At 68.3% G+C, this 605-nt stretch carries 1 protein-coding gene; it reads right to left on the bottom strand.

Annotation, left to right across the window (positions count from 1 at the left end; translation table 11 throughout):
* A partial coding sequence (locus EOA33_RS37910; RefSeq protein WP_127407857.1) for a tetratricopeptide repeat protein occupies nt 1–605 on the bottom strand: 605 nt, incomplete at both ends.

The following is a 605-nucleotide window of genomic DNA, read 5'->3' as shown; positions in this document are numbered from 1 at the left end:
GGGTCAGCAGCAGCCAGGCCCTTGCCATGGCGGGATCGATCGCCAGCGCCTGCCGGGCAAGGCTGGAGGCCTCATCCAGCTTGCCCTTCTCCATCATCCCGACGCCCAGCCCGTATAGCAAGTCGGCGTCCTTCGGCCGGATCGTCAGCGCCTCGCGGAACACCGCGATCGCCTCGTCCAGCCGTCCCGCCTCCTGCAGCGTCTCGGCAAGGCCGATGCGGGCGCGCACATGAAACGGGTTGCGCCCGATAGTGCCGCGATAGATGTCTTCGGCGCCCTCGAACTGGCCGAGTTGCTTCAGTGCCGAGCCGAGATTGTCGCGCGCCGCCAACTGGTCCGGCCGCAACGTCACCGCCTTGCGGAAATAATCGACGGCGGCCGCGACGCGGCCGAGGTCGCGCAGCACGGTGCCGAGATTGTTGAGGAAATCGGGATTACCGGGCTGCAGACGCACCGACTGCTCGATCAGCGCCAGCCCGTCGGCGCTGCGTCCGGTCTGGTGCAGCAACAGTCCCAGGAAATGCGCGGCGGCGGCATGGTTCGCCTTCTGCGCCAGCACCTGCCGGTACAGGATCTCCGCCTCTTGCCGGCGGCCGGCCTGATGC

The organism is Mesorhizobium sp. M4A.F.Ca.ET.050.02.1.1, from assembly GCF_003997725.1.
In the GTDB taxonomy this organism is placed as follows: Bacteria; Pseudomonadota; Alphaproteobacteria; order Rhizobiales; family Rhizobiaceae; genus Mesorhizobium.
Note: the sequence above shows the minus strand (reverse complement) of the source record. Positions and strands in the feature narration are given on the sequence as shown.